Source organism: Actinacidiphila sp. bgisy145, assembly GCF_057708125.1.
In genome coordinates this window covers 123,341-148,009 of record NZ_JBYIRL010000022.1, presented here as the reverse complement: position 1 = coordinate 148,009, position 24,669 = coordinate 123,341, and the positions used below count along the sequence as shown (strand labels likewise).

Genomic DNA, 24,669 nt, shown 5'->3' with positions numbered 1-24,669 from the left:
CTTTCCGGTCGGAATTACCAACCCCTTTTCGAGAACACGCGTTTCCGCTGGTCTCGTCGAGGCGGTTGCGCCAACCTACTGGACCGGCCTCGGGTGGAGCAAATCGGGGGTGGCGGTCCCCCGGGTGACGGGGCGCCAGATCCGTACTTGGTATGACTTAGGCTGCTGTAGCCATCGGCCGTCCGGTGACGGGGGGTGATGGTCCACCCTGACCTCCGCACCGAGGAGTGCTGCACATGACGACTGTTTCGTCGCCGATGGCCGGCCGGGTCATCGGGCTCGACGCCGTCCCAGACCCCGTGTTCTCCGGTGAGATGGTCGGCCCGGGCACAGCGGTGGACCCCGTGCGCGAGCCCGCGGAGGCGGTGTCTCCGGTGGACGGCGTCGTCGTCTCCCTGCACCCGCACGCTTTCGTCGTGGTGGACGACGAGGGGCATGGGGTACTGACGCACCTGGGTATCGACACGGTGCAGCTGAACGGCGAGGGTTTTGAGGTGCTGGTCGCCAAGGGCGACACGGTCGGCCGCGGCCAGCCCGTCGTGCGGTGGAACCCCGCCGCGATCGAGGCGGGCGGCAAGTCGCCGGTGTGCCCGGTGATCGCGTTGCAGGCCACCGGCAGGGCGCTGGGCGGCGTTGTCCGTGACGGCGAGGTCGCCGCGGGCGACACTCTCTTCGACTGGAAGTAGGGCGATGCAGACAACGCTGCGGGGCGTCGGGGTCAGCCACGGGGTGGCCATCGGTCAGGTACGGCACATGGGCACCGCGGTGCTGGAGCCGCCGGCGAAGCAGGGCAGGGCGGGCGACGCGGCCCGTGAGCAGGGTCGGGCCCGGCAGGCGGTGGAGGCGGTCGCCGCCGACCTCAACGCGCGCGGGCAGCTCGCCGGTGGCGAGGCCCAGGCCGTGCTGGAGGCGCAGGCGATGATGGCGCAGGACCCGGAGCTGATGGCGGACATCGAGCGGCGGGTCGCGGTGGGGAGCACGGCGGAGCGGGCGGCGTACGACGCGTTCGCCGCGTACCGGGCGCTGCTGGCGGGTGCGGGGGCGTATCTGGCCGGGCGGGTGGCGGACCTGGACGACGTGCGGAACCGGATCGTGGCGCGGCTGCTGGGGGTGCCGATGCCGGGGGTGCCGGACAGCGACGAGCCGTATGTGCTGGTGGCGCGGGATCTGGCGCCGGCGGACACGGCGCTGCTGGACCCGGCGCTGGTGCTGGCGTTCGTGACGGAGGAGGGCGGGCCGACCAGCCACAGCGCGATTCTGGCGCGGGCGCTGGGGGTACCGGCGGTGGTGGCGCTGCCCGGTGCGGTGGAGTTGGCCGAGGGGGTGGTGGTGGCGGTGGACGGGAGCACCGGCGAGGTGTTCGTGGAGCCGGGCGAGGAGCAGCGGGAGGCGCTGGCGGCGGAGGCGGCGGAGCGGAAGGCGGCGCTGGCGGCGTCGTCGGGACCGGGGACGACGTCGGACGGGCACCGGGTGCCGTTGCTGGCGAACGTCGGTGGGCCGGGGGACGTGGCCGGTGCCGTGGCGGCGGGGGCGGAGGGGGTGGGACTGTTCCGTACGGAGTTCCTGTTCCTGGACGACTCGGTGGCGGCGCCGTCGGAGGAGGCGCAGGTGGCGGCGTACCGGCAGGTGCTGGAGGCGTTTCCGGAGGGGCGGGTGGTGGTGCGGGTGCTGGATGCCGGTGCCGACAAGCCGCTGGAGTTCCTGACGCCCGCGGACGAGCCGAATCCGGCGCTGGGGGTGCGGGGGCTGCGGTCGCTGCTGGAGCACCCGGAGGTGCTGGCGACGCAGTTGCGGGCGCTGGCGCGTGCGGCGGAGGGGCTGCCGGTGCACCTGGAGGTCATGGCGCCGATGGTCGCGGACCGGCGGGACGCGAAGGCGTTCGCGGACGCCTGCCGGGCGGCGGGGCTGGCGGCGAAGTTCGGGGCGATGGTGGAGATTCCGTCGGCGGCGCTGCGGGCGCGGTCGGTGCTGAAGGAGGTGGAGTTCCTTTCGCTGGGGACGAACGACCTGGCGCAGTACACCTTCGCGGCGGACCGGCAGGTGGGTGCGGTGGCGCGGTGGCAGGACCCGTGGCAGCCCGCGCTGCTGGACCTGGTGGCTTCGGCGGCGGAGGCGGCCCGGGCGGAGGGGAAGAGCTGCGGGGTCTGCGGTGAGGCGGCGGCCGATCCGCTGCTGGCGTGTGTGCTGACGGGGTTGGGGGTCACCAGCCTTTCGATGGGGGCGGCGTCGATTCCGTATGTGCGGGCGGCGTTGGCGAGGTGCACGTTGGCGCAGTGTGAGCGGGCGGCGGTGGCGGCGCGGGCGACGGACAGCGCGGAGGACGCCCGGCGGGCGGCGCAGGCGGTGTTGTCGGGCGAGTAGTCGGGCGAGTAGTCGGGCAAGATGCGGAGTGGAGGGGTGGGGTGGGGCGGGGCGGTCGGCGGCGGTCGGCAGGTGGTCGGGTCTGCCGGCCTGCCGCCGGTCCCCGTGTGCGGCTCTGCTCAGGGCAGGGGGATGCCGGGGGCGTAGCGGACGCCGGGTTCGGGTGGGATGGGGTCGCCGGTGACGGGGTCGGTGCAGTAGGCGTTGAAGACGGCGGCTTCGGTGAGGGGTTCGGGGGTGCCGTCACGCAGCTCCCAGCCGCGGACGGTGTCGCCGTCGGGGGTGAGGGTGCGGACGACGAGTCCTGCGGTGCGGCCGGTGACGGTGGCGGCGGCCATGACGGTGCACAGGACGAGGGCGTCGGCCTCGGCGAAGTGGGGTTCGCCGCCTGGTGCGGTGTGGGTGAGCAGGGCGGCGGGCAGGGGTGGGCCTTCGTCGGTGGGGAGGCTGCACACGATGTGCTGGTCGCCGGGGCCGACGGCGTCGAGGAGGTTCATGAGGGTGTCGGAGGCGTCGTCGAAGGCGCAGTGGGAGAAGTGCCGGCCGCAGTCGGGGCAGGGGCCGGCGGTCGCGAGCAGGTCGGTGGCGCGCTGCCAGACGGCGCGGCGGTCGGCTTCGCGGGCGAGTGCGGCGCGCAGGTCGTCGACGGGCTGGCGGGCGTAGGGGATGGTGGGTCCGGTGGTGGTGGCCTCGGCGACGTAGTGGGTGCGGGTGTCGGGGGTGTCGGGTGGTCTGCGGGTGCTGTGGCAGTAGGAGTCGTAGGCGTCGGGGTCGAAGTGGGTGACGGCGACGTGGGTGCCTTGGGCGTGCAGGCCGCGGAGGAGTCCGTCGAGGTGGTGCAGATACTGCCCGTAGTCGTCGAAGGGGAAGCTTCGGTGGCGGGTCATGGCGGTGAAGTCCTGCTCGTCGAGGAGCAGGGAGACGACGGTGGGGGCTTCGCGGCGCAGGGCGCGGCGCTGCCGGCCGCGGCCGGATGGGGCGCCGCGGCGGCCGGTGCGGGGTGGCCGGGTGGGGGTGCGGGTCTGGTCGGGTCGGGTGGGGTCGCCGGTGCGGGTGCGGGTGTCGGGGCGGGCGCGGTGCTGGTCGGGTCGGCCGGTGTGGTCGGCGGTGGGTGGCATGTCTTCCCCCGGTGCGGGTGCGTGTCGGCAGGGTCGGTGGTGGCCGGGGCTGTGCCGCCTCGACCACCACTGATCACTCACCGTAGTCGCACCCACTGACAATCGGGCGGGGTGCCGGAGTCGGCGGCGGCTACGCGGGGTCGGTCGCGGTGCGTTCCGCGGCGAGCCGCTCGTAGAACCGGAGCACGTCGAGGTCGTCGACGGAGCCGGGGTTGAGCGCCTTGTCGAGTGCGGTGCCCTGGAGGAGGCGTTTGACGGGGACCTCGATGCGTTTGCCGGTGAGGGTGTGCGGGACGCCGGGGACCGCGATCACCTCGTCGGGGACGTGGCGCGGGGAGAGCTGGGTGCGCAGGGCGGTGCGGATGCGGTCGCGCAGGGCGTCGTCGAGGGTGGCGCCGGGGGCGAGGCGGACGAACAGCGGCATCCAGTAGCCCCCGTCGGGCTGTTCGACGCCGATGACGAGGGATTCGGCGATCTCGGGGAGGCGTTCGACGACTTCGTAGATGTCGGAGGAGCCCATCCGGACGCCCTGGCGGTTGAGGGTGGAGTCGGAGCGGCCGTGGATGACGATGGTGCCGCGGGAGGTGAAGGTGATCCAGTCGCCGTGCCGCCATACGCCGGGGTAGGTGGCGAAGTAGCTGTCGCGGTAGCGGGCGTCGCCGGGGTCGTTCCAGAAGCGGAGGGGCATCGAGGGCATCGGGTTGGCGACGACCAGTTCGCCGACCTCGTCGGTCAGCGGCCGTCCTTGGGCGTCCCACGCCTGGAGGTCGGTGCCCAGGCAGGCGGCCTGGAGTTCGCCGACGTACACGGGCAGAGTGGGGACGCCGCCGGCGAAGCAGCTGCACACGTCGGTGCCGCCGCTGACCGAGGCGATCCACAGGTCGGCGGCGACCTCGTCGTGCAGCCAGCGGAAGCCGTCGGGGGGCAGGGGGGAGCCGGTGGTGGCCACGCAGCCGACCGCCGAGAGGTCGAAGTCGCGGCCGGGGTGCACCTCGGCCTTGCGGCAGGCGATGACGTAGGCGGCGGAGGTGCCGAAGACGGTGGTGCCGGTCTGTTCCGCGACGCGCCACTGTGCGGCGGTGTCGGGGTGTCCGGGGGCGCCGTCGTAGAGCACGATGGCGGCGCCCGCGAGCAGGCCGGAGACGAGGAAGTTCCACATCATCCAGCCGGTGGAGGTGTACCAGAAGAAGCGGTCGCCGGGGCCGAGGTCGAGGTGGAGGCCGGTCTGCTTGAGGTGTTCGAGCAGGATGCCGCCCTGGGACTGGACGATGGCCTTGGGCAGGCCGGTGGTGCCGGATGAGTACAGCACCCACAGCGGGTGGTCGAACGGGACCTGTTCGTAGGCGGGTTCGGCGTCCTGGGCGGTCAACGCGTCCCATTCCAGGGCGCCTTCGGGGGTGGCGGTGCCCAGGAGGGGGATGTGGACGGTGGCGCGCAGGGTGGGGAGTTCGGCGCGCAGTTCGGCGACGGTGGCGGTGCGGTCGTGGGACTTGCCGCCGTAGCGGTAGCCGTCGACCGCGAAGAGCACCACGGGCTCGACCTGCCGGAAGCGGTCCAGGACGCTGCGGGCGCCGAAGTCCGGGGCGCAGGAGGTCCATACGCCGCCGACGGCGGCGGTGGCCAGGAGGGCGACGACGGCGTGTGCGGTGTTGGGCAGGTAGCCGCTGACGCGGTCGCCGGGGGTGACGCCGAGGCGGCGCAGTTCGGCGGCGAGCGAGGCGACCTGGCGGCTGAGTCCGGCCCAGGTGACGGTGGCCGGATCGTGGCGTTCGTCGAGGTGGATGAGGGCGGGCTGTTCGGCGCGCTCGGGGTCCTGGGCGGGGCGCAGGGCGTGTTCGGCGTAGTTGAGCCGCGCGCCGGGGAACCAGCGGGCGCCGGGCATCGCGGGGTCGGCGAGGACGGTGTCGGCGGGGGTGGAGAAGCGGACGTCGAACCATTCGGTGAGCGCGCGCCAGAACTCCTCGGGTGCGCGCACCGACCAGGTGTGCAGGGCGGCGTAGTCGGCGACGGGGTCGGTGCCGGTGGGCGCGGGGGCGTTGTGCTGCCGGGCGGCCCAGTGGTGGAAGCGGGTCAGCCGGGCGCCGGCGATCCGTTCGGGGCTCGGGCGCCACAGCGGCTCCGGGGTGCTGGCGGCGGGCTCGGGCGTGGTGCTCATGGGCGGCTCCCGGACGGTACGCGTCGTTGCGTCGGTGGGTCGGTACCCGGGACGGGCGTCCGTCGCCTGGGGACTGGGCAGGACGATGCCACGTGATCGTCTTGGACGCCAGGGTGGCCTTGCGGGTGTGGGGCGGGTCGCACCGGACGGCGCAGGGTGCGGGGCGGGTGGGGCGGGTGGGGTGGCGGGACGCGGTGCGCGGTCGCCTCCGGGGGCCGGGCATGATCGTCGAGGTGAACAGCGGCTGAACGAGCGGCGCGGTCTTCCGGGCCGGTGGGAGGGTGGGGGCATGGACGCTGGGTATCTGCTGGGTGCGGTGTGGGGGGAGGTCGTGGGAGGGGTGCGGGACCTGCGGGCGGTGTTGCGGCGGGGGCGGTCGGATGGCGCCGAACTGGTGCGGGCGGCGTGGATGTTGGGCTCGGCGCGGGGGCGGTTGGCGGTACGGGCGGCGCGGCGGCGGCGCGCGCTGGACGCGCGGGACCTGCCGGTGCCGGGGCCGGAGCGGACGCGTACGCCGGGGATGGTGGTGGGGGCGGTGCCGGAGCCGGGTGGCGGGGTGGTGCGGTTCGCGCGGGCGTGGTTGCGGGTGCGGGTGGCGGCGGGCGGTGCGGTGTTCTGCGGGTGGGACGGTGCGGAGCCGCTGCCGTCGTACGCGCTGGCCGGGGACGGCCCGCCGGCCGACCCGCGGGCGGTGCTGGAGCCGGACGGCGCGGGGTGGCGGGTGGTGTCCGAGCGGATCACGGTGCGGATCTCGGACCGCGGGGCGGTGGACTTCCGTACGCCGGGCGGGTTGTTGCTGCGGTCGGAGGGGCCGCCGTCGTGGCAGGACCCGGCGGCGGGGCCGGTGGCGGGCCACGCGCCGCGCTGGGAGCAGCGGGCGCGGCTGCCGGCCGACGCGCGGGTGTTCGGGTTGGGCGGGCGGGCGGCGGGTCCGGTGCTGCGGACGGGGCGGTACCGGCTGTGGAACACCGGCCCGAGGGGCGCGTTCGGGGCGGGGGACGATCCGCTGTCGGTGACGATGCCGGTGCAGTTGGTGGTCGCGGACGCGAGCTGCCATCTGGCGTTCCACGACAACACCTGGGACGGCGAGGTCGCGTTGTGGGACGGGCGGGAGGGCGCCGGGTCGGGCCCGGACCAGCAGGGGATCAGCCGGCTGCGGATGGACGGCGGGCCGCTGCGGTACTGGGTGATCGCGGGGACGCCGGCCCGGGTGCTGGCGGGGTGGACGGCGCTGACCGGGCGGCCCGCGGTGCCGCCGCGCTGGGCGCTGGGCCACCACCACGCGCGGTGGGGTTTCGGCAGCCAGGAGGAGGCGCTGCGGATCGCGGCGGGCTACCGGGAGCGGGAGTTGCCGCTGTCGGCGCTGCACTTGGACGTCGACCACTTCGACGGGCATCGGGTCTTCACCGCCGATCCGCGTTCCTTCCCCGATCTGCCGGGCCTGGCCAAGGAGTTGGGCGGGCAGGGGATACGGCTGGTGTCGGTCGTGGACCCGGCGGTGAAGGCGGAGCCGGGGTTGGCGGCGTACGACAGCGGGTCGGCGGCGGGGGCGTTCGTGCGGGACGCGCGGGGCCAGGAGGTGCGGGGGGTGGTGCGGCCGGGTGAGGCGGTCTTCCCGGACTTCACCGATCCGGCGGCGCGGGCGTGGTGGGGCGGGCTGTACGCGGAGCGCCTGGCGCAGGGCTTCGCCGGTTTCTGGCACGACAGGAACGAGCCGGCGTCCTTCACGGCGTTCGGCGACCGGACGCTGCCGCTGTCGGCCCGGCACGCGCTGGAGGGCCGGGGCGGCGACCACCGCGAGGCGCACAACGTCTACGGGCTGGCGATGGCCCGGGCCGGTCACGAGGGTCTGCGCGAACTGCGGCCCGAGGCGCGGCCGTTCCTCGTCTCGCGGTCCGGGTGGGCGGGGATGCAGCGGTACGGCGGGACCTGGTCGGGCGAGGTGGCGACGGGCTGGGAGGGGCTGCGGGCGTCGCTGGCGCTGGTGCTGGGGATGGGGCTGTGCGGGGTGCCGTACTCGGGGCCCGACGTGGGCGGTTTCGACGGCACCCCGTCGCCGGAGCTGTATCTGCGGTGGTTCCAACTCGCCGCTTATCTGCCGCTGTTCCGTACGCGTTCGGCGCTCGGGGCGGGGGCGCGGGAGCCGTGGCGGTTCGGCCCGGAGGTGCTGGGGCACGCGCGGGAGGCGCTGCGGGAGCGGGAGCGGCTGCTGCCGTACCTGGAGACGCTGGCGCAGGTCGCGCACCGTACGGGCGCGCCGTATGTGCGGCCGCTGTGGTGGAAGTCGCCGGGCGACCGGGCGCTGCGGGAGTGCGACGACGCGTTCCTGCTGGGTGACGCGCTGCTGGTGGCGCCGGTGCTGGTGGAGGGGGCGACGAGCCGGCTGGTGCGGCTGCCGCGCGGGCTGTGGCACGACACGGCCACGGGGGCGGCGTACCGGGGGCGTTCGACGGTGCGGCTGGCGGCGCCGCTGGGCCGGGTTCCGGTGCTGGCCAGGGCCGGTGCGGTGCTGCCGGTGGCCGGGGAGGGCGGGGCGGTGGAGCTGGAGGCGTGGGCGCCGCGGCCGGGCCGGGGCGGGGGCGGTGAGGTGGCTGTCGGCGACCCGGAGGGGTGGGCGGCGCCGCGCCGGGAGCGGTTCGTGTCGCGCTGGGCGCAGGAGCGGGTCGTGGTGGAGCGGGAGGGCGGCGGCGAGGTCGGTTACGCCGTGCGGGTGCGCGGGGTGCCTCAGTAGTTGCCGCCGAACCAGCGGCGGGCGGCGAGGGTGTGCAGCGGGAAGCCCAACTCGGCAGATGCGCGCAGCAGTTCGTATCCCTCGGTCTCGTCGGTCGGGGCGGAGGGCGGCAGTTCGGCGAGCGGGCGGGGCGGCAGCAGGCCGAACAGCAGCAGGTAGCCGCCGTCGGTGTCGGTCAGCGCGTCGGCGAGCCGCACGTCGTCCGCGCGGGCGGTGATCCCGGTCTCCTCCCCCAACTCCCGTGCGGTGGCCTGCTGCCAGGTCTCGCCGACCTCGACGAAGCCGCCGGGCAGCGCGAGGGTGCCGAGCGCGGGCCGGATGGTGCGGCGGATGACGACGAGGCCGGTGCCGTCGGCGTCCTGGACCGGCAGGAGGCAGACCGCGACGGGCAGCGGATTGCGGTAGGCGGTGTGGCCGCAGGCGGTGCAGGTGCGCGGCCAGGCGGCGGTGCCGGGGTAGGGGGCGCCGCAGGTGGAGCAGTGCGCGTCGCGGCGGCGCGGGGCGCCGGCCCCCGCGGACGCGGCCGCCGCGGCGGGCTCTGCGGGGACGTCGGCGGCTTCGGCGGCACCGCGGGCTTCGGGGACTTCGGGGACTTCGCGGGCTGCTGGGTCGGAAGGCACGCGCGGACCCTATCCGACCGTGGCCTCGGTCAGCACCTGCCGGGCCGGGCCGTGGGACTCGAGGACCACCGGGGCGCCCAGCAGGGCTTCCACCGCCGTCGGCCAGTGCTCCGGAGTGGACCACACCGCGGGGTGCGCGCCCAGCAGGAGGCGGGTGAGGGCGGCCTGCCGGTCGAGGTCGCCGGGCGCCCCGACGGGGAGGCGTTCGACCAACTGCCCCTCGATCGCGTAGCCGTGGCAGATCCGCAGCGAGGGGCAGCGCGGGGGCGCGTCGAGGTGGGTGAGGGCCAGCGCGTCCACTCCCCCGCACACCTCGACGGCGTACGCGTGCGCGACCGCGTCGAAGTGCCCGACGCGGAAGGCGCCTTGCCAGCGGCCGTGCCCGTTGTGCGGTTCGGGCAGCGCCGCGGCCAGCTCCGGCTCCTCGGTGACGTGTGGGCCGGGCCCGTGCCGGACGGTGTAGGTGCGCACCACGCCCAGCCGGCGGGCCGGTTCGGGCGCGCCGGCCTCGGCGAGCAGCGTGTCGGCGTTGGCGAAGGTGGTGGTCGACCAGGTGGTGTACGGGTGGAAGCCGTGCCACTCGTCGAGCAGCACGCCCTGGGCGCCCTCGAGGACCAGGGGGCCGCCGCGGGCCAGGGCGGCGAGGTGCGCGTGGTCGGTGAGGGCGACGGCGCCGGCGAACGCGCCGAACGCGGCCGCGCAGTCCTCGACCGGCGGCACGGCAAGCGGCCCGAGTTCGTCGCTGAGGCGGTCGCGCAGCAGCCGCAGTTTGCGCAGCAGCCGTGGCCGCGCGGCGCAGTCGCCCGCGGTGGGCGCGTCGGCCGGGTGGGCCAGGGCGTAGGCGGCGGTCTCCCCCACGCCCATGCCGCACGAGCCGTGCCGGTCCGCGCCGCGGGCCTGCTCGCGCAGCCGGTTGGCGGCCGCGTGGTACGGCGTGACCAGCCGCGCGTCGCGGTCGACGGTGAGCAGGCCGTACGGCGCCGGCACGCCCAGCGCGCGGAGGTGGTCGGCCTCCGCGGCCAGAGCGAGCGGGTCGACGAACATGAAGCGGGACAGGTGGGTCGGGGTGCCGTGGAAGGTGCCGGCGCCGAACTGGGCGAAGGTGTGGTGGCGGCCGTCGGCGGTCACCACGTTGTGGGCGGCCTGCGGGCCGCCGTTGAACCGGACGACGGCGGTGACGGCCCGGTCCTGGCACAGGCGCGCGACCACCGCGCCCTTGCCGGCGTCTCCGTAGCCGAGGTCGACGACGGTGGTGTGCACTTCGGGCTCCTCGTCCGTGTGTAGGGATTCCAGCCGGGCCCCGGCGGGCTCAGCGGCCCGGACTGCTCAGGCTGCCCAGGGCCCGCGCCACCGACGGGCCGGCGGCGGAGCCGACGTCGGCGAGGTCCGCCAGGCCCTCGGCGAGGTCGATGGCCTCCTCGCCGAGGCCGACGGTCAGCGCGATGGTCTCGCAGACGGCGTCGAGGTCGTCCAGCTCGATCACGTTCTGGCCCAGCAGGCGGCGCCAGAGGGTGAGGACCTCGGTGTTGCCCGCGTGGGCGGCGCCGGTCGGCAGGATGTAGAACACGTGGAACTTGCGGCGCAGTTCGGCGAGGATCTCCGGCAGCGGGATGTCCCGCTGGACGCGGTCGCCGAGCACCGCACGGATCTCGCGGGCCTTCACCTTGCCGTAGGGCATCTCGTCGCCGATGAGGAAGAGGTAGCCGCGGCGGCCCCGCTTCTCGTGGCAGTCCAGCGAGGTGTGCCGGGCCATGGCGTACAGGGCGAGTTCGTAGGACTCGGTCATCTGGCCGCCGCCCCCGCCTTCGAGGAGGATGTTGCCGAGCTGCTCGTCCATGCGGTTGTCGGACTCGAACTGGCCGAGCTGGAGCGGGACCTGGTCGCAGGTGGCGTCGCCGACGCCGCCGAAGAGGATCTGCGGGTGCTCGGTGTAGCCCTTGCGCAGCAGCAGCCCGAAGAGTTCGGGGAGCTTGGTCTGGAGGACCCGCGGGACCGCGCCCATGGAGCCGGTGACGTCGAAGAGGACGGAGATGGCGAGCGAGGTGGGGTGCTCGGCGGAGTCGCGGCTCTCGCGGGTGGTGAGGCCGTGCGGGTCGAGCGAGGGGTGCGCGGTCCAACTCGACCGCGGGGAGCTGTGCTTGATGCGGTCGCTGTAGGCGAAGGCGCTCGCGCCGGAGGCCGAACGGTAGCGCTCGGCGGCGTCGTAGACGTTGGTGGACCAGCTTCCGCTGCCCATGGTGTTCCCCCTGGTGGTGTGAAGGTGACGAGGTGTCAGGTAAGCGCGTTGGTGGTGAACGGCCGGGCGGCTCGGTCGGCTTCGGAACCGGGCGCGTTCGGTTCAGGCGGTTCGGGCGGCCGGCATCGTGAACGGGCGGAAGGTGCGCGGTCCGTAGAGCCGGTCGAGGAGGTCGTCGAGTTCGGCGAGCAGGCGCCAGGCGTCCTGCGGGCGGGCGCTCGGCCCCGGCAGGGTGCAGCCGCGCAGGAAGGCGCGCATCGGGCCGGGGGCGCGCGGGCCGATCAGGTCGCGGACGCAGAGCGAGGCGAGGTGGATGTCGGTGGCCGCCGAGGCGGGTTCGTGCTGCCTCGCCTCGGGCGGGTAGGCGGCGGCGTGGCGGTGGATGAGGACCGGCACGTCGGTGCCGACGGCGGTGGCGTAGCACCAGTCGACGAGCACCAGGCCGTGCAACTCGGGGTGGATGAGGACGTGTTCGGGGAAGACCGCGCCGTGCACCAGCCCGGCCCGGTGTGCCCAGCCCAGGGCGGTGAGCAGGCGGCGCCACATCCAGGCGGCGTCGAGGGGGTCGAGCCCGCCGGGGTGGGCGGCGGCGACGGCGGCGAGGCTGTGGAAGCCGTCGAGTGGCGCGAGGGCGTTGACCCTGAGTTCGGTGCCGTCGTCGGCGCGGTGCCGGAAGCTCTCCAGGAGGGTGGGCGCGTAGGCGCGGTGCCGGGGTTCGGCAACGGTGTCCAGGCGGGTCAGGACGTCGGCCTCGTGTTCGGTGAGGTCGTTGTCGCGCGGTTTCCGCGGGATCTTCAGGACGGCGCTGCGGCGGCGCCCGTCGTGGTCGTAGCGCGCGGTGCGCAGGTCGCACAGGTCGCCGGCGGCCAGGCGCGGGCCGAGGAGGTAGCGGTGGCGGGCGCCGGTGAGGACCGGCCGGTCGTGGTGGTGCCAGGCCGCGGTGAGCCGGGCGAAGGCGGCGTTGGCCTGCGCAGTGCGGCCGGGCGGGGCGGTGTCCGGGTGCAGCAGGCGGGCCAGCCGGCGGTAGTGGGCCGCGGCGCGGGCGGGGTCGGCGGGGAAGGCGGGGTCGGCGCCGTCGAGTACGGCCAGGGCCTCGTCGAAGGTGCGGGGTTCCGGGCGGCCGCCAGAACCGTACGAGGGGGCGGGGGCCGCGCCGTACGAGGACTCGGCGCCGGACGAGGCGCCGACGTCGTGTACGGGGCCGGGGCCGGGGCCGCTGCGGGCCGGGCGGGCGTCGGCGGCGCTCACCGTATGCCCGCCTCGCGGTCCGGGCGCAGCAGCGCCGGGTGGAGCAGCTTGGCGTCGCCGGCCCGGTAGAGGCGCGCCCGGGGGCCGCCGCGGCTGCCGGGGCGGGTGTCGGTCTGCCCGGTGGACTCCACGAACCCGGGCACGGACAGCACCTTGCGGTGGAAGTTCCCCGCGTGCAGCGGCGCGCCCCACACCGTCTCGTAGACCGCGCGCAGCTCGCTGATGGTGAAGGTCTCGGCGAGGAACGCGGTCGCCAGGGGGGTGTACTCGATCTTGCCGCGGGCCCGTTCGAGGGCGTCGGCGAGGATGTCGGCGTGGTCGAAGGCGAGGACCGCCTCACCGGGTGCGGTGGGCGGGGGCCGGCGGCCGGTACCACCCCCGTGGGTTCCGGCCGGCCGGCCCTGCTCGTGGGGACGCCGGGCCGGCGCCTCCGGTTGCCCGGCCGCAGCGACCGCACCGGCCGCGCCGACCGCCGCCACCGGCAGCCAGGCGGCGCCCGCCGCGTCGCCGCCGGCCCGCGCGTCGGGCAGCCCGGGCGCGAAGGCGAGGTAGGCGATCGACACGACGTGCATGCGCGGGTCGCGGTCCGGGTGGCCGTACGACCCGAGCTGTTCGAGGTGGACCCGGCCGAGGGTGGTGGCGTCCAGCCCGGTCTCCTCGGCGAGTTCGCGCGCCGCCGCGGCGTCGAGCGACTCCTTGCCGGCCCGGACGAAGCCGCCGGGCAGCGCCCAGGCCCCGGCGAACGGCGGGCCGCCCCGCTCGATCGCGAGGACGTGCAACCGCCCCTCGCGCAGGGTCAGCACGACCACGTCGACGGTCACCGCGATCGGGTCGAACGCGCGCGGGTCGTACCCGGCGAGGAAGTCCCGCTCACGGCGCTCCCGTTCGCCGCCGTGCCCGTGCTGTGCCGCGTCCACGCCGGCCCCTCTCCGCTCGCCGGGCGCGCCATGGCGGCCGGACCCGCTCCGAGTTGTTCTCACTATGAGTGTTTCTCGATATGAGAAGAACATAGCACGACCCCCTGACACGGTCCAGGCCCGGCGCTACGGTGCGGTGATGACGAAGCAGACCTACGGCTCCTTCGAGGAGTTCTGGCCCTACTACGCGGCGATGCACTCCAAGGCGGCGACCCGCTGGGTGCACCTCGCGGGCAGCCTCACCGGGCTGGCCGTCACCGGATACGGCCTGGCCCGCGGGCGGCTGCGGTACGCCGCGGCGCTGCCGGCCTTCGGCTACGGGACCGCCTGGCCGGCGCACTTCCTCATCGAGGGGAACAACCCGGCGACGTTCGGGCACCCCGCGTGGTCGCTGCGCGGCGACGTGCGGATGATCGCGACGATGCTCGCGGGGCGGGACGCGGAACTCGGCGAGATCGCGGCGAAGTGGCTCGCGGAGAACGGCCGTCCGGGCCCGGCCGACCAGGCGGACGACGCGGAGGACGCCACGCACGCGTGACAGGCCGCCAGCCGGAATCCGGCTGACGGCCTGTCAGGTGTCCTGGTACGGAGAGGGGTTGACGGTCGGCGGCTACACCGCGCCCTGGCGCGCCGCCATGTTCGCCGCGTGCTCCACCACACTGATGAGCACCTTCTTCGCCGAGTCGCGCTCCCGCGCGTCGCACAGCACCACCGGCACGCCCTGGTCGATGTCGAGCGCCTCGCGGACGGTCTGCGGCTCGTGCAGTTCGGCGCCGTCGAAGCAGTTGACGGCGACCGCGAACGGGATGCCGCGCTGCTCGAAGTAGTCGATCGCGGCGAAGCAGTCCGCGAGGCGGCGGGTGTCGGCGAGTACCACCGCACCGAGCGCGCCCTGCGCCAACTCGTCCCACAGGAACCAGAAGCGGTCCTGCCCGGGCGTACCGAACAGGTACAGCACCAGGTTCTCGCGCAGCGTGATCCGGCCGAAGTCCATGGCGACCGTGGTGGTGTGCTTGCCCTCGACGCCGGCGGTGTCGTCGACCGGGCGGCCGGCCTCGCTCAGCGACTCCTCGGTGCGCAGCGGGCGGATCTCGCTGACCGCGCCGACCAGCGTGGTCTTGCCCGCGCCGAAGCCGCCGGCCACCAGCAGCTTGAGCGCCACCGGCTCTTTGGCCGGCTGCTCGGGACGGCGTTCGGTGCGCAGGGCCATGGTGTCTTCTCTACTCCCTACCGGGGCGGGCGGCGGTGCCCGCGGCTGGCGTACTCACAACTCGGAACTCAGAACTCAGGACTCAGGCAGGGGCGCGGGCCCGGCCCGCCCCTACAACGCGCGCAGGCCGTCGATCACGTCCCGCAGGATGCTCACGTCGGGCAACTCGGCCGGCGGCACCGGCTGGTGGAGGTGCACATGCGAGGCTTCCACCAGGTCACCGACGAGCACCCGGACCACGCCGACCGGCAGGTCCAGGTCTGCCGCCAGCTCGGCCACCGAGACGGCCTGGTACTGGCAGCGCTCGATGATGTCGAGGTGTTCGGGCGACAGGGTGTGGTCGTCGAACGCGGTGAGGCCGTCCTCCGGCGCCTGTCCGGTGATCACCAGGGCGATCAGGTCGATCCTGGCCTTCGCGGTATGGCTGGTACGGCCCCGCGTCATCGCGTAGGGCCGCACCACCGGTCCGGCGGCGGCGTCGAACCACCGCTCCGCCGACGCGTCAGAAGTCCCGGGCTCAGAAGTCATGACCTGTCCACCCCCGTAGATTCAACACATCGCGGTCAGCCGCTGAGCGCCGCGCCGCCGCCGTGCCGCGGCGCGCTGCCCAGATGGACCCCGACCCGCTTGACCAGCAGGGCCATCTCGTAGGCGACCTGCCCGACATCGGACTCCGCGTCGCTGAGGACCGCGAGGCAACTGCCGTCCCCGGCCGCGGTGACGAAGAGGAACGCGTCGTCGAGTTCCACGATGGTCTGCCGGACCCGGCCGGCGTCGAAGTGCCGCCCGACGCCCTTGGCCAGGCTGTGGAAACCGGAGGCGACGGCGGCCAGATGCTCGGAGTCCTCGCGGGTCAGCCCGTCGGACGCGCCGATGGACAGACCGTCCCCGGAGAGCACCAGCGCCTTGCGGATGCTGGCCACACGGGCGACCAGATCGTCAAGGAGCCAGCTCAGCTCGCGTGTCGCGCTGGATGGTGCCGTCATCGGCCGTACTCCTCAGGTGTTGTTCGTGTGGTTCGTGTCGCGGATGTCGATGGGTCGTCGTCGCCGGCCGGGGGCGTCGGCTCGGGGTCGGCGTCGACCGAACGGCCGCGCTGCCAGCCGCGCTGGAGCGACGCCATCCGGTCGCGCACCTCCTCGGCGGTCCGCTCACGGGCGGCGCCCTCCTCGGCCCGGCGGACGGACTGCGTGGTGTCGGCCCGCAGTTGCGGGGCCAGGTTGGCCTGGCGGACCCGACGCGGGAGGACGGTGCTGCCGGAGGGGACACCGGGGACGGCGCCGGGTGCCGCGGGTGCGGTGGGTGCCGCCGGTGCCGCCGGTTCGGGGCTCCGCGGGGACGGCGCCGGGCCGGGGTGACGGGCGCCGCCGCGGCGGGTCGGCAGCGGCCCTGCGCCGTCGCCATCGTGCGGGACGGCCTGCACCGGCGGCCCCGGGTCGCGCGGGGCCGGTGCCCCCGTGCCCCAGGGCCACTGGGTGTTCTCGTCCTGGTCGGGCCCGCCCCGGTCGTGCCCGCCCTGGTCGGCGGGCGGTTCGGGCGTGTCGCGGGCGGGCTGCTGCGGGTCGCCGACCGCGCGGCCGTGGTCGGTGACCAGCACCGGCGCGGTGCGCTTGCGGCGGCGCGGCAGGCCGAACGGCGTCTGGCCGGCGGGCTCGGCGGCCGGGCGCGGCGCGGGCGGTTCCTCGGCGTGGACGGCGTGCTCCTTGTGCGGCTCGCCGCCCGCGCCGTCCATCCCCCACTGCCGGAAGGTGTGCTCGGTGTCGCCGGGGTACGGCTGCTCCGCGGCCACCATCTCGTCGTCGGCGGCGTCCAGCCGGGTCGCACCGGTGTCGGCGTCCCCGGTCTCGGTGAGCAGCGCCGAGGGCACCAGCACCACCGCGGTGGTGCCGCCGTACGGGGACTGGCGCAGCGAGACGCGGACGCTGTGCCGCTGGGCGAGCCGGCTGACCACGAACAGGCCGAGCCGGTCGGTGTCGGACAGCTCGAACTCCGGGGTCTCGGCCAGCCGCAGGTTCGCCTCGAGCAGCGCGTCCGGGGTCAGGCCCAGGCCGCGGTCGTCGATCTCGATGACGAAGCCGTTGGCCACCGGCTCGCCGTGCAGCCGGACCTGGGTGTGCGGGGGCGAGAACACCGCGGCGTTCTCGATGAGTTCGGCGAGCAGGTGGGTGAGGTCGGCGACGGCGGCCCCGGCCACGGCCAGCCGCGGCAGCCGGCGCACCTCGATCCGCTCGTAGTCCTCGACCTCGGCGACGGCGGCGCGCACCACGTCCATCAGCTGCACCGGGTTGCGCCACTGCCGGGAGGGGGACGCGCCGGAGAGGATGACCAGGCCCTCGGCGTGCCGCCGCATGCGGGTGGTCATGTGGTCCAGCCGGAACAGGTCGGCAAGTTCCTCGGGTTGCTCGGTGCGGCGCTCCATCGCGTCGAGCAGGGTGAGCTGGCGGTGCAGCAGCACCTGGCTGCGCCGGGCGAGGTTGACGAACACGTCGGAGACGCCCTTGCGCAGGTCGGCCTGGCGTACGGCCGCCTCGACCGCGGCCCGCTGGAGGACGTTGAGCGCGCGGCCGACCTGGCCGATCTCGTCGTCGGAGTACTCCAGCCGCGGCACCTCGGTCTCGATGTCGACCTGCTCGCCGGAGGCGAGGCGGCGCATGACGCGCGGCAGCCGGGTGCCGGACAGCTCCTGGGCCTCGCGGCGCAGCCCGGTCAGGTCGCGGATCAGGCCGCGGCCGATCCGTACGGACACGATCAGCGAGGCGACCACCGCGATCAGGCCGAGCCCGCCGGCCAGCGAGGCTTCCACGACGAGGGTGGTGGGCACCGGGGCCGCGCTGTCGGTGAAGTCGACGACGACCTGCTCATCGAGCTTGTTGACGTCGGTGATGGCGGTACCGGCGACCGTCGGCCAGGACTGGTGCGCGGCGACGATCGGCGCGTCGGTCGGGGTGGCGGCCGACACCGCGTCCTGCGCGGCGCGCAGTTGCTTTCCCGCGGTGCTCTGCCAGAACGCCTCGAACCGGGCGCGGTCCGCCTTCGCCAGGACCGGTACGTTGTCGTCGTAGTAGCCGCGTTCCACGGCGACCGCGGAGGTGAACGCGGTCAACTCGTCGCGGCTCATGTGGCCGGTGCTGATCGCGGCGCCCATCAGGGCGTCCTCGCGGGAGATCTGCTCCTCGGCCCTGATGACGCCGATACCGGCGGTGCGCTGCGGCTCGATGTTCGTGTTGTCGATCAGGTAGAGGCTGTCGCAGAACGCGAACGCCGGTGCTTCGAAGGTGTTGTAGCCGGCGTAGGTGTCCTCGCGGGAGATGTGCTGGTTGTCCACCCGCTGGCGCAGTCCGGTCAGGCCGTCGATGCCGGAGAAGAACGCGTCGAGGTGGGCGCGGGCCTGGGAGTTGATGTCCTTGGTCACACCGCTGCCGGAGATGTCGGTGCGCAGCTCGGCAATGGCCGAATCCGTCACCTGGCCCTGCTTCTCGAAGGCGGTCCGCGCCTGCGAGTCCCGGGTGTTGGCGATGTACAGCAGTGCCGCCTTCCGCTCCTGCTGGAGACTGCCCAGCGCGTTCTGGAGCGGATAGAGCACCTTGTTCGCTATTCGCTGGGGATCAGGCCGTCCGAACACCGCACGGCTGGTGATCGTCGCCGCAAAGACCCAGATGGCGGTGAGGGACACCAACGGGATCAGCAGCAGCGCCACGATCTTCCGGCGGATCGTCGTACCGCGAAAGCGCATGGCCTCCCCAACGTCTCACCCCGGAACGGGGATCGGTCTGTGGCGTGCAAACGGCGTGAGCCTACTACTGCACCACTGGCAACTCGAAAGTGAGTCCGGAGGGTCACCCGGGTCTGGCTGGAAAGTGCCACCTTTTCGAGTGATGGATCGGGCGGAATGCGTACGGACGTTTCGGGGCAAGCACCTTCTATGGAGTTCGAACACCGGTCGATGTGGGAGGAACAGCCCGTGGGCGCGCGGCGGATGCCCGATCCGGTGCGGGCGGCCGCGGTGCGGGCGGTGCTGATCAGTGCGGTCGCGCTCACCGAGGCGCTGGCCAGCGTGCTGCTGGCCGCCGGCGACTCCTGGCTGAGCGCGCCGGTGACGCTGGCCACGGTGCTGACCAGTGTCGTGGCGAGCTGGGCGGTGCTCGACGTGTGGGTCACCCGCCAGGTGTGGAACCAGCGCAACGGAGTGGTGTCCAGCCCGAGCAGCGCGGCGCGCGGCCTGCGGCGGGAGCGCCGCCGCGCCCGCCGTGCGGCGCGGGCCGCCGCCCGCCGCGGCCCCGGCCATCGGCGGCACATACCCGGCGGCCCGCTGCCGGGCGGGGTCTGAGCAGCTGCGGGCCGGGCCGGGGCGCTTCGCTCACGCCTCCACGGGGCGGCGGAACATCCGGGTTGCGGTGATCTCGCCGTGCACCTGCTCGCCGCGCGGGTCGGGCACCGGCAGGCCGGGCCGCAGGTGCTCCTCCACGCTGATGTACTTCAGCCCGGCCCGCAGGTCCGCGTCGTTGCGCAGCCGCACCACGAGCGGGAACTCGGCGAGCGCGGTCGTGTCGAACAGGCCGGTGGTGTAGAGCAGTTGCACGCCGAGCGCGTCGGCGACCGCGCGCTGGAGCTCCAGCAGGTAGGTGGCGTTGGCGCGGCCGATGGGGTTGTCCAGGAAGAGGGTGCCGGCGTGCCGCTGGCGGTCGCGGCCGCGGTCGTTGCTGCGCAGCGCGGCCATGGTGCAGTACAGCGCGATGGCGGCGGTGAGCAGTTGCCCGCCGGAGAACACGTCGCCCATCTGCCCGACCGGCACCCGCTCGGCGCGCAGCACCGCGTCGGGCTTGAGGATCTCCACGGCGACCCCGCGCGGCTCGAGTGCGGCGGCGACGGCGCGCAGCAGCAGGGTCATGCCGTCGCGCCGCAGGTCGGAGTTCTTGCGGACGGCGGCGCGGGTGGCCTCGTCGATGACCTCGCCGAGCCGGTCGGTGAGCAGGGCGTGGTCGGGGTCGTCGAAGCGGATGCGCAGGAACTCCTGCCCGGACCACTCGCCGAGCCCTTCCGGCAGCCGGGAGAGCCGCTGCGCGGAGCGGAGCGTGGCGAGGGAGGACTCGACCAGGCCGCGCAGCCGGTCCACGATGCTGTCCCGGTTGCGCTCCAGCTGGCCCAGCTCGTCGGTCAGCACCCGCAGCCGGGGCGCGAAGGCGGCGGCCCAGGCGGCGGCGTGCTCGGGCAGTGAGGAGGCGGGCAGTTCCCGGATCTGCTGGCGGGCCGGGGTGCGCACCTGCTCGTAGCGGACCGCGTTGGCGTGCCGGACCAGCACATCGCAGGCGTCGCGCAGCTGGGTGTCGGCGGCGGACAGGTCGGCGGCGCAGCCGCGCAGCCCGCGGCGGGCCTCGGCCGCGGCCTGCCGGGCCTCGGCGAGGCTGCCGGGGTAGGGCTCGGGTTCCTCCTCCTCGGCCGCCGCGTGGGGGCCGTCGCGCAGCAGGTCGCGCAGCAGGGCGGCGGTCTCGTCGAAGCCGCTCGCGGCGTCCTCGGCGGCGCGGTGGGCGCGGACGATGTCGGCGTGTGCGGCCCTGGCCTGCTCCAGTTCCTCCTGGTGGGTGGCGAGTTCGGCGTTGGCGGCGCGCAGCAGCTGCTGGGCGTGGTCGGCGTCGCGCGGGGTGAGCGCGTCGGGCAGTTCCGCGTGGGCGTCGCCGTCGGCGGGGGCGAGGCGTTCGGCGTCGGCGCGCAGCCGGCCGAGTTGCTCGCTGGCCGCGGACTGGCGTGACTCCAGGGTCTGTACGAGCTGTTCGGCGCGGCCGGCCGCGGCCTGCCGGGAGGGGCCGTCGGCGCCGTCGGGTCCTTCGAGGAGCTGGGCGGCGCGGCTGCGGACCTTGTTGCTGAGGCGTTCGAGTTCGGCGAGCGCGGCGTTCTCGGTGCTCTCCGCGCGGGCCTGTTCGGCGCGCAGGTCCGCGCCGACGCCGACCTGCTCGTAGACCTGCGAGGCCGCCCGGTACGCCTCGCGCAGCGCGGGCAGCGACACGGTGGACGGCGTGTCCGGGTCGGGCTCGGGGGTGTCCTCGGGGGCGCCGGCGATCTCCGCGCGCTCGGCGCGCAGCACCCGCGCGGTGCGGCGGGCGTCGTCGGAGGCGCGCTGGGCGGCCCGGCGGTCCTCGTCGGCGGCGCGCGCCCGGTCCAGGCAGGTCTCCGCGCGGGCCTCGGCCTCGGCCGCGTCGGCGGCCAGTTCGCGGGCGCGGCGCTGCCAGTTGGCGCGCTCGCGCAGCCGGTGGGCGAGCCCGGCGAGCTGGTCCGCGCGGCGGCGGGCCTGCTCGGCGGCCGCGCGGCGCGCGTCGTGGTCGGCGCCCGCCTCGGCGGCGGCCGCGTCGGCCTCGGCGCGCTCCTCGCGGGCGGCGGCCAGCTCGGCGCGGGCGGCCTCGGCGGTGTCCTGGGCGGCGGCGACCTCGGCGGCGAGTTCCGCCAGGCGCCCGGGCGGGCAGGACGCGCGCCAGGACGCCAGGCGCGCGGCCAGGCTCCGGTCGTGCGCCAGCCGGGCGGCGAGGGTGCGGATCTCCTCCTCGCGGGCGGCGGCCCGGGCGCGCAGTTCCCGGCGTTCGCCGTCGGCGGCCATCTCGTCGTGCATCGCCGGGTTCGGCGGCACCAGGAACACGTCGGGGGCGTGGTCGGCGGCGGGCGGCGGGGCGAGCAGGGCGGCCGCGGTGCCGACGGCGACCGTGGAGCGGGGCAGCAGCGCGGCCTGGGCCAGCGCCTCCCGGGCCCGGGCGTAGGAGTCCGGGTCGGTCACCACGACCCCGTCGACCAGCTCCGGGCGCGCGGCCATCACGGCGGCGTGGTCGGCGGGCGGGACGGCCTGGGCGAGGTAGCGCCAGCCGGGCAGCGCGGGCACGCCGTGCTCGCCCAGGAACTCCACGGTGGCCAGGACGTCCGGGCCGGGCGGCAGCAGTCCGCCGTCACCGAGCGCGCCCAGGATGCGGGCGTCGTCGGCGGCGGCCGTGCGCAGCTCGAACATCTGCCGTTCGGCGGTGGCCACCGCGTCCTCGACCAGCTCGCGCAGCGGCTCGGCGAACCGGTCCAGCTCCTCGGCGCTCAGCGGCCCTTCAGGGCGTACGGGGCTGCCGGCCGCGGCCGGGGGGACGGGGCTGTCGGCCGGGGGGACGGGGCTGTCGGCCGGGGGGACGGGGCTGTCGGCCGGTTCGGCGGTGGTGTGCTCGCCCAGGCCGAGCAGCGCCAGCGCCCGCGCGTCCGTGGTCAGCGACGCGGTCGCGTCGAGCGCCGCGCGCTGGGCGGTGGCGGCGGCGGTGAGCGCGTCCGTGGCGCGGGCCGCGGCGAGTTCGGCGCGGGCCTCGGCGGCGGCGGCCTCGCGGGCGCGGGCGCTCGCCGCGGTCGCGGTGTCCGCGGCGGCCTTGGCCAGGGTCTCCGCGGTGCGCTCGGCGTCGGCGGCGGCGAGCGCGGCACGGGCCGGGTCGGCGTCGGGCGCGGTGTCGTCGAGCCACCCGGCGCGGACCGCCTCGGCGGTCTCCTGCTCGACCTCGGCGAGCCGCTGCCCGAGGTGCCCGCTCTCGCTGCGGGCGCGCTGCGCCTCGGTGGCGGCGGCGGTCGCGTCGCGGTGGGCGCCCTCGGCGAGGGTCTGGAGCGTGGCGGAACGCTCCTCCTCGTCGTCGGCTTGCCGCTCGGCCCGTACGGCGGCGCCCTGGAGCGCCCGCACCAGTTCGGCGGCGGCCTGGGTCCGGGCGGCGAGGGCGGGCGCCGCGTCGCGTTCGGCGGCGCGGATCGCCTCGGTGACGCGGGCCAGCCGGTCGCCGGCGGCGCGGTGCCGCAGCACCGTCTCGGCGGTCTGCCACGCGGAGTGCAGCGTGCGGGCGTCGGTCAGCTCGCGGCGCAGCGCCGCGGCGCCCTTCTCGGCGCCGGCCAGCGCCAGCGAGGCGTGCCGGTAGGCGAGTTCGGCGGCGATGCGGGCGCTGCCGGCCCTGGCCTGCTCGGTGTCGGTGACGGTGTGGGCGGCGTCGGCCATGTCCTGGGCGAGGTCGGCGGCGCGGGCGCGTTCCTGCCGGGCGCGGGCGGACAGCCGCCGGGTCAGCACCCGGGTGCGGCGCTCGGACTGGGCGTGTACGCCGCGGGCCTGGTCGCGTACGGCGGCGGCCTCGACGATCCGGTCCAGCAGGTCGAGCGAACCGGCGGTGAAGTCGCGCTCGGCGGTGAGTTCCGCGCGGCGGCCGAGCTTTCCGGCGAAGCCGTGCACGAGGTCGGCGAGGCCGTCGGTGTCGCGGGTGTCGGTGACCGCGCGCAGCAGCAGGTCGGTGAAGTCGGAGTCCTTCTTGACCGCGAACAGGCCCGCGGCCTCGCCCTCGTCGGCGTTCATCTCCCGCTGGTAGCGGAAGAGTTCGGGGTCCAGGCCGAGGTCGCCGAGGTGTTCGTTCCAGCGGTCGTGGATCTCCTCCCAGACGACCTCCAGGTGCGGGTACGCCTTGCCCGCCTCGGTCAGCGCGTCGCGGAAGCCCTTCATGGTGCGGCGGCGGCCGCGCGCACCGGACGCGCCCTCGACCGGGGGCCGGACCGCGGTGGCCTCGGCGACCGGCAGGGAGTCCAGGCTGAGGCCGGGGCCGGGGCGGAAGGAGTACCAGGCTTCGGCGAACTTGCGCGGGTCGGAGGAGACCTGGCGGCCGCGCCACTCGCTGACCTTGCCGACCACGACCAGTTCGCCGGTGAGGGTGTGCTGCCACTCCAGGGCGACATGGCCGCAGTCCTCGGCGAGCAGGAACTTGCGCAGCACGCCGGAGCTGGCCCCGCCCAGGGTGTTGCGGTGGCCGGGGAGCATCACCGAGAAGATCAGCTTGAGCAGCACCGACTTGCCGCCGCCGTTCTCCAGGAAGAGCACGCCGGCCGGGGCGGGGCGGCGCGGCGGCCCGGTCGGCTCGTCGGCGAAGAAGTCCCCCTGGGCGGGCGCGGGTTGAGGCACGGGCTCGCCGACGCCGCGCAGGTCGAGGACGGTGTCGGCGTAGCGTGCGCCGGCCGGCCCGATCGAGTAGAGGCGCAGCCGGGAGAGCTCGTACATGCGGGGGGCTTTCGTTGTCGGGAGGGGTCGGGGTGGTCGGGGGCGCCTGAGGTGCTGGGTACGGGGACGGGCGCAGGTCGTCAGGTGCCGGGGGCGGGTCGGGGTCAGCGCCGTGGTCAGGTGCCGGCGTGGAAGGGCAGCCCCGCGTCGGCGGCGAGGTCCGCGGCCTCCCCGTCGGCAGCGGGTACGAGGCTGGCGGTGCCGTCGCCGACCGGTACGACGCCGAGTTCGAGGAGCTCGGCCATCGCGGCGCTGCCCGCCATGTCGCGCACCTGGAGCTGGTAGCGGGCGGTGGTGCGGTAGGTGCCGCCGGACTCGTCGCCCGTGCGCTGGAGGAAGCCGGAGTCGACGAGGAAGGCGACGGCCTTGCCGATGATGCCGGTGGTGGAACTCGCCAGTCGCCGGGCGTCCTTGGTGGCGCCGGTGGCGCTGCGCCGGGTGTAGACGCGCCAGGCCGCCTCCAGGCCGGGGGCGTCGCTGGCCGGGTCGGTGTTCTCCCCGCTCTCGTCGGCGCGCTCCTCCAGCCGGCGGCACGCCTGCCGGACGAAGGCGTCCACGCCGTGCACGGTGATCCGGCCGATGTACCCGTCGTCGGCGAGGTCCTCGGGACGGGGGAAGGCGAGCGCGGCCGCGGCGAGGTGGGCCAGGCCGTGCAGGAAGCGGTCGCCGGAGTCGGAGGCGGCGCGGCGGGCGTAGTCGCCCATCCGGACCGCGAAGACCGAGTCCTCGGCCGCGGCGACCGCCATGCCCGCCCGCGGCGAGACCTCCAGGACGATCAGGCCGAGCCCGGCCGCCACGGCGTCGGCGATCCGGGCGAACGCCGGGTCGTCGCGGTGCCGGCGGACCAGTTCCGCGTACTCGGTGTCGCGGGCCGGGACCAGTTTGGGTTGCAGGCCGAACCCGACCAGGCGGGCGGCGTCCGCGACGTCGGCGGGCACGATCGGGGACGGCCCGGCCGCCTCGCCCGACTCCCGCGGGTCGTCCTGCCGATCGGTGCTCACGTCGTGCGTTCCTTCTGCTGCCGGGGGCTGTTGCGCTGCCGGGG

Annotated in this window: 18 protein-coding genes; 5 read left to right on the top strand and 13 right to left on the bottom strand. The window is 75.4% G+C overall.

Annotated elements, in window-relative coordinates; genetic code table 11:
* Window positions 1-236 precede the first annotated feature (236 nt).
* Both AC3ERT_RS21075 and ptsP read left to right on the top strand, forming a co-directional pair.
* A complete protein-coding gene (locus tag AC3ERT_RS21075) occupies window positions 237-686 on the top strand; it encodes a PTS sugar transporter subunit IIA (RefSeq protein WP_435176016.1) in 450 nt (149 codons plus the stop codon).
* A 4-nt stretch (window positions 687-690) separates the two neighbouring features.
* Window positions 691-2,361 carry a phosphoenolpyruvate--protein phosphotransferase gene (gene ptsP / locus AC3ERT_RS21070; RefSeq protein ID WP_335979876.1) on the top strand — a complete coding sequence of 557 codons (1,671 nt, stop codon included), beginning with the start codon at window positions 691-693 and terminating at the stop codon, window positions 2,359-2,361.
* 119 nt (window positions 2,362-2,480) lie between these two features.
* Here ptsP and AC3ERT_RS21065 read toward each other — a convergent pair whose 3' ends face one another.
* Complete coding sequence (locus tag AC3ERT_RS21065; RefSeq protein ID WP_435176014.1) at window positions 2,481-3,479, bottom strand: hypothetical protein; 999 nt, start codon at window positions 3,477-3,479, stop codon at window positions 2,481-2,483.
* 130 nt (window positions 3,480-3,609) lie between these two features.
* Complete coding sequence (locus AC3ERT_RS21060; protein ID WP_435176011.1) at window positions 3,610-5,634, bottom strand: acetoacetate--CoA ligase; 2,025 nt, start codon at window positions 5,632-5,634, stop codon at window positions 3,610-3,612.
* Window positions 5,635-6,043: 409 nt separating this feature from the next.
* Here AC3ERT_RS21060 and AC3ERT_RS21055 point away from each other — a divergent pair, with 409 nt between their 5' ends.
* Window positions 6,044-8,365 carry a glycoside hydrolase family 31 protein gene (locus tag AC3ERT_RS21055; protein ID WP_435176022.1) on the top strand — a complete coding sequence of 774 codons (2,322 nt, stop codon included), beginning with the start codon at window positions 6,044-6,046 and terminating at the stop codon, window positions 8,363-8,365.
* On the opposite strand, the gene AC3ERT_RS21050 is transcribed toward AC3ERT_RS21055, so the two are convergent.
* From AC3ERT_RS21050 to AC3ERT_RS21030, 5 genes are all read right to left on the bottom strand, one after another.
* Window positions 8,359-8,985, bottom strand: a complete 627-nt coding sequence (locus AC3ERT_RS21050; protein WP_435176008.1) for an NUDIX domain-containing protein — start codon at window positions 8,983-8,985, stop codon at window positions 8,359-8,361. The genes AC3ERT_RS21055 and AC3ERT_RS21050 overlap by 7 nt on opposite strands.
* A gap of 9 nt (window positions 8,986-8,994) precedes the next feature.
* Entirely contained in the window at window positions 8,995-10,245 is a 1,251-nt protein-coding gene (locus AC3ERT_RS21045; RefSeq protein WP_435176006.1) for an adenylosuccinate synthetase, read from the bottom strand.
* A 49-nt stretch (window positions 10,246-10,294) separates the two neighbouring features.
* Window positions 10,295-11,221, bottom strand: coding sequence for a hypothetical protein (locus AC3ERT_RS21040; protein WP_435176003.1), 927 nt, complete (start codon window positions 11,219-11,221; stop codon window positions 10,295-10,297).
* 102 nt (window positions 11,222-11,323) lie between these two features.
* Window positions 11,324-12,469, bottom strand: coding sequence for a molecular chaperone DnaJ (locus AC3ERT_RS21035; protein ID WP_435176001.1), 1,146 nt, complete (start codon window positions 12,467-12,469; stop codon window positions 11,324-11,326).
* Window positions 12,466-13,386, bottom strand: a complete 921-nt coding sequence (locus tag AC3ERT_RS21030) for an NUDIX hydrolase (protein ID WP_435175999.1) — start codon at window positions 13,384-13,386, stop codon at window positions 12,466-12,468. Before AC3ERT_RS21030 ends, AC3ERT_RS21035 begins: the two co-directional genes overlap by 4 nt.
* A gap of 139 nt (window positions 13,387-13,525) precedes the next feature.
* Between AC3ERT_RS21030 and AC3ERT_RS21025 the strand changes: the two genes are divergently transcribed.
* Window positions 13,526-13,924 carry an Mpo1-like protein gene (locus AC3ERT_RS21025; protein WP_435175997.1) on the top strand — a complete coding sequence of 133 codons (399 nt, stop codon included), beginning with the start codon at window positions 13,526-13,528 and terminating at the stop codon, window positions 13,922-13,924.
* A 72-nt stretch (window positions 13,925-13,996) separates the two neighbouring features.
* On the opposite strand, the gene AC3ERT_RS21020 is transcribed toward AC3ERT_RS21025, so the two are convergent.
* The 4 genes from AC3ERT_RS21020 to AC3ERT_RS21005 form a co-directional block, all read right to left on the bottom strand.
* Window positions 13,997-14,596: a GTP-binding protein gene (locus AC3ERT_RS21020; RefSeq protein ID WP_335979890.1), complete on the bottom strand. Its 600-nt coding sequence runs from the start codon at window positions 14,594-14,596 to the stop codon at window positions 13,997-13,999.
* A gap of 111 nt (window positions 14,597-14,707) precedes the next feature.
* The gene (locus tag AC3ERT_RS21015; RefSeq protein ID WP_435175995.1) at window positions 14,708-15,124 is read right to left on the bottom strand and encodes a DUF742 domain-containing protein; all 417 of its coding nucleotides are present in this window, start codon (window positions 15,122-15,124) and stop codon (window positions 14,708-14,710) included.
* A 35-nt stretch (window positions 15,125-15,159) separates the two neighbouring features.
* On the bottom strand, window positions 15,160-15,582 hold the full coding sequence (locus AC3ERT_RS21010; protein WP_335979893.1) for a roadblock/LC7 domain-containing protein: 423 nt from the start codon (window positions 15,580-15,582) through the stop codon (window positions 15,160-15,162).
* Complete coding sequence (locus AC3ERT_RS21005; RefSeq protein ID WP_435175993.1) at window positions 15,579-18,329, bottom strand: sensor histidine kinase; 2,751 nt, start codon at window positions 18,327-18,329, stop codon at window positions 15,579-15,581. Before AC3ERT_RS21005 ends, AC3ERT_RS21010 begins: the two co-directional genes overlap by 4 nt.
* 189 nt (window positions 18,330-18,518) lie before the next feature.
* Between AC3ERT_RS21005 and AC3ERT_RS21000 the strand changes: the two genes are divergently transcribed.
* On the top strand, window positions 18,519-18,923 hold the full coding sequence (locus AC3ERT_RS21000; RefSeq protein ID WP_335979897.1) for a hypothetical protein: 405 nt from the start codon (window positions 18,519-18,521) through the stop codon (window positions 18,921-18,923).
* Between the two features lie 30 nt (window positions 18,924-18,953).
* Here AC3ERT_RS21000 and AC3ERT_RS20995 read toward each other — a convergent pair whose 3' ends face one another.
* Both AC3ERT_RS20995 and AC3ERT_RS20990 read right to left on the bottom strand, forming a co-directional pair.
* Complete coding sequence (locus tag AC3ERT_RS20995; RefSeq protein ID WP_435175991.1) at window positions 18,954-23,624, bottom strand: hypothetical protein; 4,671 nt, start codon at window positions 23,622-23,624, stop codon at window positions 18,954-18,956.
* 116 nt (window positions 23,625-23,740) lie between these two features.
* On the bottom strand, window positions 23,741-24,625 hold the full coding sequence (locus AC3ERT_RS20990; protein WP_435136866.1) for a hypothetical protein: 885 nt from the start codon (window positions 24,623-24,625) through the stop codon (window positions 23,741-23,743).
* Window positions 24,626-24,669 lie beyond the last annotated feature (44 nt).

Bases quoted from the DNA above. Each gene is read 5' to 3' on its own strand.
- AC3ERT_RS21075 (WP_435176016.1), top strand. From the start codon at position 237: ATGACGACTGTTTCGTCGCCGATGGCCGGCCGGGTCATCGGGCTCGAC.
- ptsP (WP_335979876.1), top strand. From the start codon at position 691: ATGCAGACAACGCTGCGGGGCGTCGGGGTCAGCCACGGGGTGGCCATC.
- AC3ERT_RS21065 (WP_435176014.1), bottom strand. From the start codon at position 3,479: ATGCCACCCACCGCCGACCACACCGGCCGACCCGACCAGCACCGCGCC.
- AC3ERT_RS21060 (WP_435176011.1), bottom strand. From the start codon at position 5,634: ATGAGCACCACGCCCGAGCCCGCCGCCAGCACCCCGGAGCCGCTGTGG.
- AC3ERT_RS21055 (WP_435176022.1), top strand. From the start codon at position 6,044: ATGTTGGGCTCGGCGCGGGGGCGGTTGGCGGTACGGGCGGCGCGGCGG.
- AC3ERT_RS21040 (WP_435176003.1), bottom strand. From the start codon at position 11,221: ATGGGCAGCGGAAGCTGGTCCACCAACGTCTACGACGCCGCCGAGCGC.
- AC3ERT_RS21025 (WP_435175997.1), top strand. From the start codon at position 13,526: ATGACGAAGCAGACCTACGGCTCCTTCGAGGAGTTCTGGCCCTACTAC.
- AC3ERT_RS21020 (WP_335979890.1), bottom strand. From the start codon at position 14,596: ATGGCCCTGCGCACCGAACGCCGTCCCGAGCAGCCGGCCAAAGAGCCG.
- AC3ERT_RS21015 (WP_435175995.1), bottom strand. From the start codon at position 15,124: ATGACTTCTGAGCCCGGGACTTCTGACGCGTCGGCGGAGCGGTGGTTC.
- AC3ERT_RS21010 (WP_335979893.1), bottom strand. From the start codon at position 15,582: ATGACGGCACCATCCAGCGCGACACGCGAGCTGAGCTGGCTCCTTGAC.
- AC3ERT_RS21005 (WP_435175993.1), bottom strand. From the start codon at position 18,329: ATGCGCTTTCGCGGTACGACGATCCGCCGGAAGATCGTGGCGCTGCTG.
- AC3ERT_RS21000 (WP_335979897.1), top strand. From the start codon at position 18,519: ATGGAGTTCGAACACCGGTCGATGTGGGAGGAACAGCCCGTGGGCGCG.
- AC3ERT_RS20995 (WP_435175991.1), bottom strand. From the start codon at position 23,624: ATGTACGAGCTCTCCCGGCTGCGCCTCTACTCGATCGGGCCGGCCGGC.